The organism is Flagellimonas algicida, assembly GCF_049629585.1.
Taxonomy (GTDB): Bacteria; Bacteroidota; Bacteroidia; order Flavobacteriales; family Flavobacteriaceae; genus Flagellimonas.
This window is the reverse complement of record NZ_JBMYIX010000001.1, coordinates 289,048-304,240: the sequence shown is the minus strand read 5'-3', so window position 1 is coordinate 304,240 and position 15,193 is coordinate 289,048. Positions and strand designations below refer to the sequence as shown.

The 15,193-nt window shown below is 44.2% G+C and carries 11 protein-coding genes; 6 read left to right on the top strand and 5 right to left on the bottom strand.

Features of this window, described 5'->3' with window-relative positions:
- Nucleotides 1-2 precede the first annotated feature (2 nt).
- Nucleotides 3-1,799: a tetratricopeptide repeat-containing sensor histidine kinase gene (locus tag ACPD8L_RS01260; RefSeq protein ID WP_423941369.1), complete on the bottom strand. Its 1,797-nt coding sequence runs from the start codon at nt 1,797-1,799 to the stop codon at nt 3-5.
- Between the two features lie 189 nt (nt 1,800-1,988).
- On the opposite strand from ACPD8L_RS01260, the gene ACPD8L_RS01255 reads away from it, so the two are divergent.
- The 6 genes from ACPD8L_RS01255 to ACPD8L_RS01230 are packed head-to-tail and all read left to right on the top strand — an operon-like array spanning nt 1,989 to nt 7,848.
- Nucleotides 1,989-2,528 carry a hypothetical protein gene (locus ACPD8L_RS01255; RefSeq protein ID WP_423941367.1) on the top strand — a complete coding sequence of 180 codons (540 nt, stop codon included), beginning with the start codon at nt 1,989-1,991 and terminating at the stop codon, nt 2,526-2,528.
- A gap of 9 nt (nt 2,529-2,537) precedes the next feature.
- Entirely contained in the window at nt 2,538-3,551 is a 1,014-nt protein-coding gene (locus ACPD8L_RS01250) for a hypothetical protein (RefSeq protein WP_423941366.1), read from the top strand.
- 3 nt (nt 3,552-3,554) lie between these two features.
- Nucleotides 3,555-4,583, top strand: a complete 1,029-nt coding sequence (locus tag ACPD8L_RS01245; RefSeq protein WP_423941365.1) for a hypothetical protein — start codon at nt 3,555-3,557, stop codon at nt 4,581-4,583.
- Nucleotides 4,584-4,594: 11 nt separating this feature from the next.
- Nucleotides 4,595-5,791: a hypothetical protein gene (locus ACPD8L_RS01240; protein ID WP_423941364.1), complete on the top strand. Its 1,197-nt coding sequence runs from the start codon at nt 4,595-4,597 to the stop codon at nt 5,789-5,791.
- Between the two features lie 5 nt (nt 5,792-5,796).
- Nucleotides 5,797-7,035, top strand: a complete 1,239-nt coding sequence (locus ACPD8L_RS01235) for a hypothetical protein (protein ID WP_423941363.1) — start codon at nt 5,797-5,799, stop codon at nt 7,033-7,035.
- 54 nt (nt 7,036-7,089) lie between these two features.
- A complete protein-coding gene (locus ACPD8L_RS01230; RefSeq protein WP_293299938.1) occupies nt 7,090-7,848 on the top strand; it encodes a GntR family transcriptional regulator in 759 nt (252 codons plus the stop codon).
- Between the two features lie 4 nt (nt 7,849-7,852).
- On the opposite strand, the gene ACPD8L_RS01225 is transcribed toward ACPD8L_RS01230, so the two are convergent.
- The 4 genes from ACPD8L_RS01225 to ACPD8L_RS01210 are packed head-to-tail and all read right to left on the bottom strand — an operon-like array spanning nt 7,853 to nt 15,191.
- Nucleotides 7,853-9,088 (bottom strand): DUF4185 domain-containing protein, encoded by a 1,236-nt coding sequence (locus tag ACPD8L_RS01225; protein ID WP_423941361.1) that lies wholly within the window; start codon nt 9,086-9,088, stop codon nt 7,853-7,855.
- 60 nt (nt 9,089-9,148) lie between these two features.
- Nucleotides 9,149-11,131, bottom strand: a complete 1,983-nt coding sequence (locus ACPD8L_RS01220; protein WP_423941360.1) for a sialate O-acetylesterase — start codon at nt 11,129-11,131, stop codon at nt 9,149-9,151.
- An 8-nt stretch (nt 11,132-11,139) separates the two neighbouring features.
- A complete protein-coding gene (locus tag ACPD8L_RS01215) occupies nt 11,140-12,489 on the bottom strand; it encodes a sugar porter family MFS transporter (protein ID WP_116219100.1) in 1,350 nt (449 codons plus the stop codon).
- A 14-nt stretch (nt 12,490-12,503) separates the two neighbouring features.
- Complete coding sequence (locus ACPD8L_RS01210) at nt 12,504-15,191, bottom strand: ROK family protein (RefSeq protein ID WP_423941358.1); 2,688 nt, start codon at nt 15,189-15,191, stop codon at nt 12,504-12,506.
- Nucleotides 15,192-15,193: the final 2 nt, after the last annotated feature.

Genomic DNA, 15,193 nt, shown 5'->3' with positions numbered 1-15,193 from the left:
TTTTAAAATTGAAGTTCCAAGGGCAGTTTCAGCTCTACCCGAAGTCCCATTTCCTTATCAATCATGGCAATGGAACCCTTAGTGTTCTTAAGATGGTTGATAATATCGATACGGTTCTTGGTAATCTTCACCCCCAAAGAACTTTTATGCTCCTCTTGAGGCACCTTCTTGGAACGCCCTACTCCATTGTCCTCCACTACGCATAACAACATATCCCCCTCATTCTTGATCGTAATGTCAATGGTTCCGTCCGTGGTTCGCTTGGCAATCCCATGCCAAATACTGTTTTCCACAAAAGGCTGCAAAATCATTGGGGGTACCAAGGTATTGTCTGGGTCAATGCTTTCATCCACCACAATGCTGTAATGAAGTTTGTTTTCCAGTCGTAGCGACTCCAACTGCATGTACAGCTCCATCAATTCCAGATCTTCTTCAAGACTGATCCATTTTTTCTCTGAATTCTCCAAAATGGAACGGGTGAGCTTGGCAAATTTTACCAGATAGTCATCGGCTTGCTTCACATCCTTTTTTGAAATGAAATCACTTATGGAATTCAACGAATTGAAAATAAAATGTGGGTTCATTTGACTCCTCAGTGCTTTTAGCTCTGTTTCGGCCACCTTGGCATTGAATTCCGCCACCTTCTTTTTCTCAAGGGCGTCCCGTCTGCGCTTATAGACAAAATAACCCCCAACCGAAATCAGTGCCAAGATCAAAGCACCTGCTAGATACCCGTTCTTTACCAGTTGCTGACGCTTGATTTCCTCATCGGCCACCGCTTGCTGTCTTTCCATCTGAAACTGCATTTCCTTTCGGGTCAGTTCCATTTTCTTTTCCTCACTCAAAACACTGTCCTGTAACCGGACATGATTCTTGTATGCCCCCAAGGCCTCCTCCATTTTCCCTTCGTGTTCATAGATTTCGCTGAGCACCTTCCACGAATCGGCCTGCCATTCCACCGCCTCAATTTCCTGCGACAATTCCAACGCTTTCTGTCCCACCTCACTGGCCGCATCATAATTTCCCACGAGTATGTTCACTATCCCGATACTGTTCAAGGCAGACGCCTCAATATATTTATTGCCAATCGTATGGGCCAGGACAGCTGCATCTTGATAGTGCTCCAATGCCTTTGGGTACTGTTCCAATTTTTTATACGCCAAGGCCAAATTATTGGTAATGGCGGCTACAAAAAGTTCATTCCCTTCCTCTTTGGCCAATGCCAAGGCTTTTTCCAGATAAGCCACTCCTTCGGTGTATCGTTCCGTATCGTTATAGACGATGGCAATGTTGGAAAGTCCTTTGATCTGTTCATTGACATTCCCCGTGGATTCCGCAAAGGCAAGATAGCTTTCATAGTTTTCCAAGGCCTTGTCATACTGTTTCAAATCGGCATAAATGTTCCCAATATTGCTTATCAAAGTCGACTCCAACTCTTTGTCCTGCATAACATGACTCAACTGTAAAGCGCTTTGATAGGCATCCAAGGCATTGAGTTCATCGGCCATGACATAGTGTAGGTGTCCTTTTTGCCGAAGCGCCAAGGCTTCACCTTTGGTCCAATCCAGTGCCTTGGATATACTTATGGCCTCTTCCACATAGGGAAAAGCTCCTTGTGGTTCGGAATAGGTCATGCTCCCTGCAATTTTGATGAGCAAATTGGCCCTGACCGAATCTTTGACGGTATGGGAAGCCAATTCCTGTTGTAACGAATCCGCTGGGTTTTCTTGGGAAATTCCCCAAAGGGGAACAAAACAAATCAAAAAAAGGGTAATGGCTCTTTTGAAGGGTACTGGCATGTTTGGAAATTGGTGTAGTTCCAAATTTAACGGTTTTGCCCCATTATACCGCTTTAGTTTCCCCACAATACGAATATTGCACAAACCACAACGATAATCCTAACATATGTAACGATAACTAAATGGTCGTGGTGTATGGCCCGGGAATCCCATAGTTTAGAGGTTCATCAAGACCAAATCCTTGTTATAATGCTAAAAACACCTCTATTTTTTCTATTTGTCCTATCGATTTCCATTTTTGCCAACTGTGCTTCAGATGATGGCGATTCACCCGAAAATGAGTCTACAGGAAAAGCAAGCGGAACCATACAATTGTCCGGTGAAGAAACCTCTGAATTTGGAAACTCCCTTACCGTGGCCAACATAGCCGTGGCCCAAGTGGGACTTACGGGAACAGATAAATCCGTAATGCTGCTCTCCGAAAACATCCGAGTGGAAAACAACGAATTGGTCTATACCAATGACCAGAATGGTTTTGTAATCGTTGCTGCTGATTTTTCAACCGGGGGATCTCCGGATATTGAAAAGACCATCTCCATGACCATCGTGAAGAACGGTGAAGAATTCCGGCATGCCTGCTCATCACCCTACCAAGGCTTTTTTACCGCCTGCGGCGATGGATACAGCGTTGATTTCAATGCCAAGAAAGTTGTTTTTAATGGCACGACCGTAATCAACACGGACAGCGATGTGGTTTTGACCATGGATGGTGTCGTTACGTGGGAATAACTGCTCAACATGAAAAAACTATCACTAAAATACTACCTCTGGACCATCACCTTGGTTTTTGCTGTACATATCCATGCTCAGCAAGAATCTGATGGTTTATTGGTTTTTGACCCGCCATCGGACCAATTTATCCCCATTGTGCTGCAATCCCATAAAGGATTACCAAGATTTGGCGCAAGGGACAACTACAAAATCCAAAACAACACGGGGAAAGCTCCCGTGCGAACCGTAAGGCCGGTACGGGGCTCCTACGATACCGAAAAAAGCAAAGAGGTTGGTTTAGGCTACAGAAACTTCTCCCTCCTCCTAGGGCTCAAGTATAGGACACCCTTTATGGGTGATCTTGATCGGGAACGTTTGACCACGGTTTCGGGAAATATGTCGCAAGAGCAACGCAACTCGGCCTACCTGCAAAATTATCTCCGTAACCAAATAGCGCAAAGTGTTGGTACAGGTCAGGTTTGCGAAAATGCCAATCGTGGGGCCAACGAGTTTGAACGAATCCGGAATTATAAGGCTTTTATAGATCAATGCTTAGACCCCTTGGTGCAGTGGAGCCAAAGTTTCTTCAAAAATGATGAAATGGTGGGCTATCACGTTTCCACCCTGCACATTGGCAGGAACTACGATTTTGACCAAAAGGGGTATTGGTTGGTACATCCGCTCCAATTAAACGATATCTTTTCCTTAAAATCCAGTGATATCCATTCGGTGACCTTCCTGCCGTCAGCCTTCTTTGAAACCGAACTGATTAAAAAAAGTAACTCAAAAAACCATGTGGACTTCTTCCTTCAAATGGATGAAGGGACTGCAGAGCGATTAATGAAAGAAGGCATTAGTAAACTGTACTTGGTAAAGAAAATAAAGATGGTGTACTCGGGCAAGCCCTTATCTCGACCAAATGACCGCTTGGAATTCAGTTACTCCCATGTGAACAAGGAAATGGATGTGTATCTGGATGAAGCCCTGACCCAACACTTCACCACCTTGTCCATGGACAACCTTATTTTAAAAACGCCTTAGCAAATGAAAAAAATCGTATATGTGCTTCTGACCTTGGCCGTATTGCCCAGCTTAAAATCTCAAGAGGAGAAGGTCTTTACATCGCCATCGCCCAATTTTATATCCCTTTCATTGCAGACCCATAACAACAAGCTTCGCTTTGGGATACAGGACGAGTATTTTGTAAAATCCGATGGCACCTATGTAAGTTCCAAAGCTGAAAATTACTTTGAGGTGGACAAAAAATCCAGCCACAACCGGGCCAGTAGGCACGCTTTGCTGGAACTTTTGAAAATCCGTTTTAAAGCTGACATGTTCAGTGCCATGGACCGCGATCTTTTTACGGAACGCACCCAATCCATGTTTGAAAAGGATTTGAAATCCTACACGGCCCAACAACATGTGCTGGCCTTGGCCAATGCCCTATCCTCCAAGAGTGAACTAAAACGGTTTTTCTGCAATGAAAAGGAGGAAGATTGTGCTTCCATCTTCAAAGAAGATGGGTACTATAACGAACCGAGGAACATCCGCTCCTGGGGTGGTCGGGGAGCTTCCGAGTTCCAACAATTGAGGGCCTACACAGCTTTTGTGAATGAACTGTTCCCAAAATTGGAAAAATGGGGCAACTCACTATACCCCAACAACACCATTGACGGGTATTATGTGGCAAAGACACAACTTGGCACATACAGTTTTAAGGATGGCGGATATTGGTTACACACCCACCAAATGCACCAAAACGATTTTTTATTGCGATGGTGGGAGCTTCAACCTTCCAATTCCGCAGAGCGAAAACTGGTGCATCCCAACGGCTCATCGATCTTGCTTAAAATGGCACCGGAAAAAGCAGAAGCCTTTTCGGAAAACCATCAAACCATATTTCTGGTGCTTGATATTACTGCATCCCTCAACGGATTGGAAAACTATAGGGCAGACCAATTGAAAACCACATTTACCTTGAACAGCCCCACGATCATGATCTATTCCGATGACAGTCTCACCCAAAAAGTAGGTGAAATCGATATCAACACCATGGTATCCAAAACCAGATAATCCAAAAAAGCATGAAAAAGATGAACATCAAAATACACTATATCCTGTTCGTTATCCTGTTGGGGATGGCTGCCCCTACCCATGTGCAGGGACAGTTCCTGAAAAAATTAAAGAAAAGTGTTGAGGAAAAGATTGCCCAAAAAGCGGACGAAAAGACCGATGAGATCCTGAATGGCACAAACGGGAATACCTCATCAACCAAAAAAGAAACGGAAAAGTCCACCAATACCCAAAGTGAAACAAAGACACCGCCATCGGTACCCAATCAAAAGAAAGCCTCCACAACCTATCCTGTTGGCACGGAAGGTTCCGTAATCACCTATACATCGCCCAGTTCGGATTTTATTGATATCACCATACAGTCCCATAAGGGACTTCCTAGGTATGGGGCGCTTTATTTTGTGCGGGGGACTACAAAACCTACCGACAACAAAGCGTATGAAAAACTCATGGAACTTCAATTTCTAGAACAAACCTATGCCGATATCAATCGCTCCAAATTGACAAAGTCCAACTCTTCCCAACAAGAAAAGGGGCAGGAATTCAAAAATTCCGAGTTTGCCCAACACCATTTGCTACAACTTGCCGGATATGCTTCTTCGGATAAGGTGCTCAAGGAATATTTTTGCGATCCAGAGGCAAAATCGCCATGCAATTTCTATAATCCTGCCGGGGAAAGAAAACACATAGCCTATTGGGGCGGGGCCGGAAAAAATGAATTTGCCCAAAACCGTAGCTATACAAGTTTCGTCAAGAACTATTTGGAGCCTTTACAAGAATGGAGCCGAACGTTTTATGCCAACGGCAGTGAAACGGTCTATTATGTGAACAGGGCACTCGTTTCGGAGAAATACGATTTTAAAAACAAGGGGTACTGGATAAACAATATCTTCTCCTTGGTGGGTAGCAGTTTTATGCTCCATCATTCCGAGTTTTTACCCTTCACTGAAAATGAAAAGGCATTGGCCAACAATGCCAAGAAACACTTTGTACCCATTGATCCTTCCATGGCGAAGACCTTGAACCTTCAACAAAGGTCCCCAGTATTTGCCGTTCTTAAGGTAAAGGTATCCCCAAAACTCAGCAATCCAACCCATGTGGCTTGGGAGTATGAGCTGGAAGATTCGATCATTGAAATTTATCGCGATGCTGCCCTTACCAATAAAATGGGGGAAATCGACCTAAAGACATTGCAATCCAAATACTAGAAACCATGCGAACCACATATATTCTTCTTGTAATAATTCTCTGTTTCTTTTCCCAGACCACGGATGCAAATGCCCAATTTTTAAAAAAATTGAAGCAAAAAGCCGAAGAAAAACTATTGAAAAAGGCCGATGAGCAAGTGGATGCTGTTTTTGAGGGCACAGATCCACAACCCGAAAAACCAAATAAAGACAACGTGCCTTCAACTGGGAAAGAATCCTCCCAACAAAAACAGAGCACCCCAAAAAAACAGACATCTCCTTCTCCTGACATTTCTGAATTTATGGTATTGCCGTCCCCAAACCCTGCTTTCAAGGATATTGTCCTCCAAAAACATAAAGATCTTCCCCGGTTTGGGGCCATAGATTTTTATATGATGCGCGACAATCCGAAAAAAGTGGACCTTTCCAAAGAGGCAGCCGAGAAAAGAAATTTGACTGGTTTGGGATATACGGGTTTTGCCCATCTGGCCCGTATCCATATTTTAAAAGATCATTTTAAGGTAATGGACCGGACCGCCCTTACCCAAAGAACCAAAGGAACCATTGTGGAAGAGGAAGCCAAATCGAGTCTCGCCCAAAAAACCTTGTTGGAATTTGCATTCAGCATGGGGACCGATGCTTTGAAAAAAGAGTATTTTATGAACGATTGGAGTGGTGACGGTAAAAGTCCATTTGTAAGAAAATGGGGGGGACACCAATCTGATGACTTCACTGAAAATGAGCGATACGTGTCCTTTGTTGAGAAATACTTGGATATCATCCTAAAATGGAGCGAAGATTTTTTTGCTGATGGCACCCATGATTTCCAGCTTGTGTATGCTGTTAAATTTCAAGGTCAATATGATTTTGATCATGGAGGTTTTTGGTTACGACTTCCCATAAAGAGACCTCCTTTAGGGGTTTCAGCTTTGGAATACTTCAACACCTTTTCACCAGAAACCACATACGGGAATCAATTCTATGGTAAAACGGAGCAAGTGGACTACATCAATGCCGAAGTACTCTTCAAAATGAATCCGGAAAAGGCAGAGGCCCTTATCAATGACAAAAGTGTTCTGCTACAACTGACCATGAAGGTAAAGTCTGTTTTCAAGGACTTTGATACTGCCAACCCTTTTGTTTACAATCCAAACTTCACCTACCATTTCTTGGATCCCGTTATGGAGTTATATACAGACGCCCAATTGACCAGAAAACTGGGTGAAATCCGGTTGGACCAACTCATCTACAAGGGACCCCAATAAAATCCAACAGTGGATAATAGGTAGTTATTAAAACAAATTTTATAAGTTTGCTTCATGTCTGAACAAAAGAACATGGACAACCTTAAGTCCCTAAGCATAGACCATGACAGCCCTGTGCCCTTACATCTACAGGTTGAGGAGATACTCCGTGACATGATCAATGACCCGGAATACCAGAATGGAAAATTCTTGCCCAAAGAGGTAGATCTGTCCAAAAGGCTTGGTATTTCACGGAACACTATCCGGCAGGCCACCAATAGATTGGTCCAGGAAAAGCTTTTGATCAGAAAAAAAGGGGTTGGTACCAAAGTGGCCAAAAAACAGGTCGAGACCAAACTGTCCAATTGGGTAAGTTTCAGTCAGGAGATGCATGCCCAGGGGATTGATTTCAGAAATTATGAGATCAAGGTTTCCAAGATCATGGCCGATATTGAAATTGCCGGGGAACTGGAAATCAAGGAAGGCCAGGAAGTTTTTAAATTGGAAAGGCTCAGGGGATTGGACAATGGGCCCTTTGTGTATTTCATAAGTTATTTTCACCCCAGAATTGGCATCACGGGAAATGAGGATTTTGGACGCCACCTCTACGATATTTTGGAGCATGAATACCATACTGTTCCAGTACTTTCAAGGGAACAGATAAGTGCCATTTTAGCCAACAAACCCCTTTCAGAAAAATTGGGAGTACCCGTAAACTCGGCCATTCTCCAGAGAAAACGGGTAGTCTACGACCCCGGTAACAGGCCCATAGAATACAACATTGGGTATTACAGGGCCGATCAGTTCACCTACAGTATAGACATTAAACGTTGAGACCCTATTCCAAAGGAATCTCAAGGAATCTAGGTCGATAAAGGTTGGGGTCCTTTAAAATATCTGCCCAAAAATCGAATGAATTTACATTGTAACTGGCCAAGAGGCTTCCCGGTTTGGAAAGATGCGGGTAGGCCTTGGCATTATAGGTAAAATACGTTTTGTTCGTGTTGTTTTCAGTGGTGTTATAAACAATTTTGGGTTCGGCAAATGGTCCTACAAGGGACTCCCCAACTTGTATGGCAACTTCCGGTCCCATGGTGTAACGCTGGTAGGTAAGTATAATGCTGCCATCCGATAGCGGAGAAACACTCATTTCGTTGGAAACATCCCTGGCAATCAATGCCGCATCTGCCATATTGACCACCCAATCGGTCCCATTCCAAAATTTCCATTGTCCAAAATTGACAAAATCCTTCGGTAAGGCCCTGGCCACCAATAGTCCCTTTGTCCCGTCCTGGTTGGAAACTGCATAAGTATAGATATATCCATCAGGGTTAGGTGCTCCTGCCGACGCTGTATTCACGTAAATGGCACTACCAAATGAGGTTTGGGTTTCCGAATCAAAAAATGGGGTCTCCAATTGCTTATGCTCCACATATGGAGGTTGACTGCTCTTTGGAATTTGCAATAGGTTCACCCCTACCTGCTCAAACGTGAACCCACCAATCCCGGTGGTGTCTTTTTCCCTTACAGGATACGCGTAAATATACAGGTTGCCATCCCCTTCCGTATTGACAAAGCCATCCCCCAACCAATAATAATCATGTGGTCTTGCGTTTGGCGTATTGGGTTTGAAAAGGCCCTCGGCCTTACCTTCACTGCTTTGTTTCCAGTGAAAGGTGATCTTTTCCGAATCCGGTTCTTTTCCTGTAAGGATACCCACCGAATTATTGATCATCAAAAAGTCTTCCGGCAAGAGGGTTTCCCCATCATGGTGGCCAATCATAGTATCCCCAAAAGTAAACAGCGTCACCGTACTCTCCGTCGCCGGAACAAACTCCTTACCATCCATAGGAATTCCAAAAATGCCATCTCCTCCAAACCATCCTTCATTTTTAATGAAGAGTTCACTCCACTCTGTTGATTCGCCTGCCATGGCAATATTTACTTCCGGTGCACTGTCCTTGTCGTTCTTTTTTGTCTCTTTTTTGTCAACGCAGGAGGTGCACAACAATGTAATCGCCGCAACGCCCATCCATTGTTGCTTAAAAGAACGTATTGATTTTATGTATTCCATATGTCATCTTTTTAGGCTCCAAGACCCGTTATTTATTCATTTTACCATTACAATCCATCACTAAAATGCATGGGGATCGTAGCTATATCTATTCTTTTCTGTACTCAACTCAAAATCATCGGTTCTAAAAGGAAAGACCGGGAGTCCATCCGCATTTACCAAATCCAATGGTCCAGGGTTATCAGACCAAGCATACCTGACATACATTGGCTTTTTAATATCCCCATGATATACCGCCACTTGGGTATCATTCAAAACCTTGGCTTTGGCCCAATAAAACTTTCCATCTGCTCCCGCCATGGCAAAACCTCTTACATAGCCATGCTTATCCATACTTTTCAATGGACTGCCATAGGTCTCAAACTCAATGGTGATAATAGAATCCGACAGGGTGCTGCCTTTAAAAACAGGACTTTTTTTAAGGGTTTTACCATAGGTATGGTGTTGTGCCAAAAGGGCCAATCGCCTACCCACTTCTTTTTTGTTGTAAGGGTGGATATCATTGGCATCCCCAATGTCTATTGCATTCACTATATCCACATGCTCCAGTTCGGTGGCCTTCATTTGGGACTCCCGCAATTCGGCCCACTGACTATTCTTAGGTTCAGCATCCTCTTGCCTATAGTTTGCCAATTGAACAACCAAAAAAGGCATTTTAGGATTGTTCCATTGCTTCCGCCAATCTTGTATCATGGCCGGTAACAAGGAGCCATATTCCACAGCCCTGGATTCATTGGATTCCCCTTGATACCAGATTACTCCGGTTATGGGTATTTTATGCAATGGAGCTATGCTGGCATTATACAAGAGCATGGGGTGCGAAAATGGACTGCCATTGGCCACTTCGGGTTGGGGAAACCGACTGCTATCTATACGTACGCCTTTTTTATATTTCCAAGTCCCATTAAGGATGGAATTGCCCCAAAAAGCATTGGTATAGATTCCTCCTTTCCCGCCAACATCAAAGACACGTACCGTAAGTATATTCCCTTTTTCCCGAAGGATGTCCTTGGGTGCGGAATAATTCCTGAAATTACTTTTTCCAAAGGACTCCCCTATTTGCACCCCATTGACCCAAACCCTGTCGTAGTCATCAATTTGGTTGAGTACTATGTTGAAATCGTTTTCCATTTGAACGGAGTCCAAATCAAAGGTTCGCTTAAACCACATGCTGCCGTCATGTGAAGCGTACCCAAAATCATCCCAGAAAGCGGGCAAGGTACATTCTTCCCAATTGGAATAATCATACCCTTCTTCGTACCATTTTCCCTCAATTCCAGGTCCTTTTAAATAATATTTATCATCCCATTTCTTTCTGAACTTTTCCAATTCAGTATCCAGGGTTTTAAAACTTTTGTTGATTTTACCCACCTTCTGCGTAACCTCAGCAAACTGCGGAAATGTCTTGAGAACGTCCATACCCATCCAGGTTTCTATGGCCGTAGCCCCCAAATTACTACTGATGAGACCTATGGGAACTTCTTGTTCCCCAGCTAGGTTTTTCCCGAAAAAGTATCCAACGGCACTAAAGTTCCGGGCGGTTTCCTTGGACACCTCCTGCCATACAGCATTGCGTACATCCTTTCTTGGAAGATAATCCCGGTCTACCCATACCGAGCACAACCGAAGGTTGGGAGAATCATAGTTGTCATCCGGGGTTTCCTTATACCGCAGCATGTTCAGGGTGTACTGCATATTGGATTGCCCTGCACATAACCATAGGTCCCCGACCAATAGGTTGTCCAATGTCAATTCCCTCCCTTGATCATCTTCAATTTGAAGAACGAAAGGTCCTCCGGCAACCATGGGTTGCAGATTCACTTTCCAAACTCCATTTTTATCCGCTTTCGCCGTATGGCTTTGGCTTCCAATGGTAATGGTCAATGTAGTCCTTGGCTCTGCCTTCCCTTCAAGAGGAATTTGCTTATTCCTTGGCAATACCATATGGGAAGAAAAAATGGGAGGCAACTCTATCTGCCCGCACACCAACATGGGTACAAGTACTATAAAGGAACATAAGAGCTTTAAAGCTATTTTCTTCATGATTAGATTTATTTTTTCCATCCCATTTCAATTTCCTCCAAGGTCTTGCCCTTGGTCTCAGGAATCATCCTATACGTGAAAACCCACAGGAAAATGGCATTTAACATAAACAACCAAAATGTATAGGAGGGTCCAAGGTCACTCAATAATACGGGAGTGAATTGTGATATTAGCATAACCCCTACCCATAAGACCATGATGCATATGGACATGGCCACTCCCCGTACTTTTGTTGGAAAAATTTCAGAAATCAACACCCACGGAATAGGTCCTAAGGAAGAGGCAAAACAAGCCACAAATCCCAAGATGAAAATCAGTAGCCAAGGTCCTTCAAGGGCATCGAACTGATATAAGGCCCCAATGACCAACAGGCAAACGATCATTCCAAAAATTCCCCATAACAATAGTTTTTTCCGACCTGCCTTATCAATGTACTTAATGGCCACAAAGGTGAAAATTGAATTGATCACTCCTATCAGAACGGTCTGCATAAGGGCTGAATCCACCCCAAACCCTGCCGATTTCAAAATTTCAGGGGCGTAATACATGATGGCGTTGATACCTGTAATCTGTGAAAAAAGAGCCAATACCACCCCAATGATGATCGCAGTCCGGAACCCTTTTTCAAAGAGTTCGGATAGTTTGCCTTTTTCTTGCTGCAACGCTTTTTGGATGCCTTGATGGATTTCCATGGCTTTCTCCTTCGGATTCAGCTTTTCCAGAATGTGAAGGGCCGCCGCATTGTTCCCGTTCTTGGACAACCACCGAGGGCTCTCGGGAACCAAGAACAGGGCGCCCAAAAACAATAGGGCTGGCAAAGCCTCTGACCCTAACATATAGCGCCACCCATATGCAACGTTCCAAGCTTCATCCCCTGCCTGTGCCACCAAATAATTGCAGAAATACACAATAATTATCCCCAACACTATCCCTAATTGATATAGGGAGACCAGAGACCCTCTTTTTTCCGCCGGAGAAATCTCCGATATATACAATGGCGAAAGCATGGAAGCAGCACCAACACCTACACCCCCAATAATCCGCGCAATGACCAAAAGGGTAAAACTTGGGGCCAACAGACAACCAATGGCCGATATGGCGAACAGCAAAGCTGTTATGATGAGGGCCTTTTTCCGACCGATCCGGTCGGCCACATACCCAGCGGTCAGCGCGCCTAAGATGCAACCCAAAATGGCACTGGATACGGCCCAACCTTTTAGTGAAGGGGTCAAGGAAAACTTGGTTTCCATAAAACCAATGGCTCCCGAAATCACGGCTGTGTCGTAACCAAACAAAAATCCCCCCAATGCTCCAATGGCGGTAATCTTAAAAAGGTAGCTGTTCTTTTGTGCTTCCATGCTTTTATCAATGATTAAAATCCGGTTTTACAGAATTCTGGTTTTACATTGGATTGGATCACTTTTGCCTCTCCCTCACCCAAATTTTCAATCTTGTAACGTCCTACCGCGGCAGGGACCACAAAGGTTTCGGCGTAGTGGATGTCCATACTCCTGTTTTGGGCCACCACACGTATTTTAGTGCCTTCCACCAAATTGAGGATGTGGCATTGTTCTTCTGTATCAATGATCATTTCGTCAGTGAACTCAAATCTATGGATTTCATAAAAATGCTTTGGATGTGTGGGTAACTTTACCTTCTTCCAATGATTACCGGATTGGACCACTTGTGGTTTGGAAATATACTCCGCTTCTACCCTATCTCCCTGACATTCCATATTCAGGTTGGCCACTCCGCGTTCAATATTCAATGGTCTTGGTTTTCCATCCAGATCCATGCGCATCCAATCGTACATCTTAAAAGTGAATATGTAAGGAGTACTGCTAATTTCCAAGACCAAGTTCCCAATACCGGAACAATGCACAGTTCCATTTGGAATAAGAAAAAGGTCATGTTTTTTTGCATCGAACGTTTGCACATAATTCTCCACCTGCATGGGCTTTGCTTGGGCATGGCTCTGCTCCAAGGCCTCTTGGAATTCCTCTTTTTGCACCCCTTCCTTAAATCCAAGATACACCTGGGCACCGGCGTCGGCATCCAAAATATAATAGGTTTCATCTTGGGTAAAGTTTTCCCCAAAATTTTCCCGCATGTATTCCAAGGTGGGATGGCATTGTACGGATAGGTTCTGTCCATTCACGGTATCCAGATAATCGAACCGTATGGGAAAATCCGTTCCAAAAATATCTGCTGCTTTGCCCAGAATGGCCTGATTATCCTGGAACATCAAAAAATCAAAGGAAACCTCCAACCGTGCACCGTTCTTTGAAATCACAATCCCGTTTTCTGGTGCAATGAGCTCAAAGGACCATGCATAGTTGGGCACATTCTGTGCCAAGCCATCAAATTTTTCCTTCATCCAATCCCCTCCCCAAATCCCGGGTGAGAACCAAGGTCTTGGCCTAAAGGCATGGGCAGTCATTTCCTGAAGTGCTGTTCGCAAGGTATCTCCCGAACACCATGAGACATCACCTTCAAACTGCCCGTCCACAACATAGTCCATATCCTTCAGCAGTTGGTGTTTATGTCTGTTCAAGACTGGCCAATCAATAAAGTACATGCGCTTGTATTGATGTTTTTTATCAGCCACCATAATATCGCCCAAATTGGTAACCTGCCCTGCCCTGGAACGAAACTGTATCTCATTTTTTGGAATATCCATATAAATCACGGCCCCTTCCCAACCACTCAAGGCTGCCCCAGGTCCATAGATAATATTGAGGACGCCCTCCTCCGGTTTAATGGATTGCAATTTTTCCTCATCGAAAAAATCCTTTAGATCTCCGGGAAATATCTTTCCAAAGACAGGGTCGTCGCCTCCCAAATAGGGAGCCACCATCTCCTCTATGACCGAAACCTCCTTGTACGCAGAAGCCATAGCATAATTGATATGCTTTACATTTCTTTTTTGGAGTTCACTGGACAAACGGGCCATAAATTCTTCCCAGTATCCCCCCATATAACCGTCTATGAGAACACATCCTGTTTTGGGAAGTTCATCCACGAGGCTCTCCACGCCCATGGAAACAGTCCCCGTAGAAATCTCAAAAGAGGGGTACACCGTATAGCCTTCACCTGTTCTTGACCCATCTGCCTGCATTGGCATCACATACTGCTCCGTGTTTCTTTTTGTGCTCAATTTATTCTGTTTAATGGTTAAATGTATGACGGCACCTAAAATGGCCGCATGGGCCGTGCCTTTAGTAATATGAATATTGGGGAGGACGGGGAAACAAGCTTCAAAAGCTTCGTTGAAAAGGTGATAGCTCTTGGATATGCTTCCTCCAATAACAAGGGCATCTGGTTTGAACACTTCCGAAAGAGAAGTCATCACTTCACCCAAATGCTGTCCGTATTGTTCAAAAATTTCCTTGGCCTTTTCCAAGGTTTCCGCATGCTCGGCAATTTCCTTCACATTGCCCACAGTAATGCCCGTGGTCTTGGTAAAAGTTTCCAGAAACCATTGGGTGGAAATCCAATCCTCCACTCTTCTGTTTTTAAAGGGAAGGTTATAAATATTGCCTTCATTGGGTATGTTGGCATGTTCGGTGACCACATTTCCATCAATGACAAAGCCCGAGCCTATTCCGGTTCCCAAGGTTACCCCCAAAACCTTTCCCTTATCGAGATTGTTGGTATAGGCCTCCCCTAGAACAAAACTGTCCGCATCATTAATGAAGACAATGTTATCTGGGGACGCCAAGGCATCCTGTAAGTGAGTCCACAGAAAGAGTTTCAGGTTGACCCCAAACAGTGCATCGTATTTGTTGAGTCCACGGATATGGGAAACCCCATTGGCATAGTCAAATGGACCGGGCACGGACAGACCAATGCCCTTTATGGGCTTTTTGAACTTTTGAATGGATTCCCTTATGGCAGAAAGCAATTGGTCCAAAAAATCCTGAGCCGGCAGATTACCGTCCACTGGATAACGTTCCACCGTTTCCATGAGCAATCCCATTTGCGATGCATCCACCATACCAAGGGCAAAATGGCTACCTCCTATATCAATCCCCAGATAATATTTGTTTTGGTCCTGCATGG

Bases quoted from the DNA above. Each gene is read 5' to 3' on its own strand.
- ACPD8L_RS01260 (WP_423941369.1), bottom strand. From the start codon at position 1,799: ATGCCAGTACCCTTCAAAAGAGCCATTACCCTTTTTTTGATTTGTTTT.
- ACPD8L_RS01255 (WP_423941367.1), top strand. From the start codon at position 1,989: ATGCTAAAAACACCTCTATTTTTTCTATTTGTCCTATCGATTTCCATT.
- ACPD8L_RS01250 (WP_423941366.1), top strand. From the start codon at position 2,538: ATGAAAAAACTATCACTAAAATACTACCTCTGGACCATCACCTTGGTT.
- ACPD8L_RS01245 (WP_423941365.1), top strand. From the start codon at position 3,555: ATGAAAAAAATCGTATATGTGCTTCTGACCTTGGCCGTATTGCCCAGC.
- ACPD8L_RS01240 (WP_423941364.1), top strand. From the start codon at position 4,595: ATGAAAAAGATGAACATCAAAATACACTATATCCTGTTCGTTATCCTG.
- ACPD8L_RS01235 (WP_423941363.1), top strand. From the start codon at position 5,797: ATGCGAACCACATATATTCTTCTTGTAATAATTCTCTGTTTCTTTTCC.
- ACPD8L_RS01230 (WP_293299938.1), top strand. From the start codon at position 7,090: ATGTCTGAACAAAAGAACATGGACAACCTTAAGTCCCTAAGCATAGAC.
- ACPD8L_RS01225 (WP_423941361.1), bottom strand. From the start codon at position 9,088: ATGGAATACATAAAATCAATACGTTCTTTTAAGCAACAATGGATGGGC.
- ACPD8L_RS01220 (WP_423941360.1), bottom strand. From the start codon at position 11,131: ATGAAGAAAATAGCTTTAAAGCTCTTATGTTCCTTTATAGTACTTGTA.
- ACPD8L_RS01215 (WP_116219100.1), bottom strand. From the start codon at position 12,489: ATGGAAGCACAAAAGAACAGCTACCTTTTTAAGATTACCGCCATTGGA.
- ACPD8L_RS01210 (WP_423941358.1), bottom strand. From the start codon at position 15,191: ATGCAGGACCAAAACAAATATTATCTGGGGATTGATATAGGAGGTAGC.